Source organism: Streptomyces resistomycificus, from assembly GCF_001514265.1.
In the GTDB taxonomy this organism is placed as follows: Bacteria; Actinomycetota; Actinomycetes; order Streptomycetales; family Streptomycetaceae; genus Streptomyces; species Streptomyces resistomycificus.
Genome location: NZ_KQ949013.1, coordinates 1,965 through 3,008 on the forward strand (window position 1 = coordinate 1,965; position 1,044 = coordinate 3,008).

A 1,044-nucleotide genomic window follows, 5' to 3' on the forward strand; every position below is an offset into this window, starting at 1 on the left:
CTACACCCTTACCCCGGGACAACCACCGCCCGGGATGGACTACCTTCCTGCGTCACCCCATCACTCACCTACTACAAGTCTGGTCCGTCGGCTCCACCACTTTCCTTTCCCCGAAGGGTCCGGAACGGCTTCACGGACTTAGCATCGCCTGATTCAATGTTTGACGCTTCACAGCGGGTACCGGAATATCAACCGGTTATCCATCGACTACGCCTGTCGGCCTCGCCTTAGGTCCCGACTTACCCTGGGCAGATCAGCTTGACCCAGGAACCCTTAGTCAATCGGCGCAAACGTTTCTCACGTTTGTATCGCTACTCATGCCTGCATTCTCACTCGTGAACCGTCCACAACTCGCTTCCGCGGCTGCTTCACCCGGCACACGACGCTCCCCTACCCATCATACAGGCGTTGGCCCTATTGTATGAATGACACGACTTCGGCGGTACGCTTGAGCCCCGCTACATTGTCGGCGCGGAATCACTAGACCAGTGAGCTATTACGCACTCTTTCAAGGGTGGCTGCTTCTAAGCCAACCTCCTGGTTGTCTGTGCGACTCCACATCCTTTCCCACTTAGCGTACGCTTAGGGGCCTTAGTCGATGCTCTGGGCTGTTTCCCTCTCGACCATGGAGCTTATCCCCCACAGTCTCACTGCCGCGCTCTCACTTACCGGCATTCGGAGTTTGGCTAAGGTCAGTAACCCGGTAGGGCCCATCGCCTATCCAGTGCTCTACCTCCGGCAAGAAACACACGACGCTGCACCTAAATGCATTTCGGGGAGAACCAGCTATCACGGAGTTTGATTGGCCTTTCACCCCTAACCACAGGTCATCCCCCAGGTTTTCAACCCTGGTGGGTTCGGTCCTCCACGAAGTCTTACCTCCGCTTCAACCTGCCCATGGCTAGATCACTCCGCTTCGGGTCTTGAGCGCGCTACTGAATCGCCCTATTCGGACTCGCTTTCGCTACGGCTTCCCCACTCGGGTTAACCTCGCAACACACCGCAAACTCGCAGGCTCATTCTTCAAAAGGCACGCAGTCACGA

At 56.6% G+C, this 1,044-nt stretch carries 1 other annotated feature (cut by both window edges).

What is annotated here, in order from left to right:
- Positions 1 to 1,044 (reverse strand) — a sequence feature (mutual gap in cmsearch alignment for this rRNA model is longer than 100) (it extends past both window edges: 1,942 nt to the left, 1,116 nt to the right).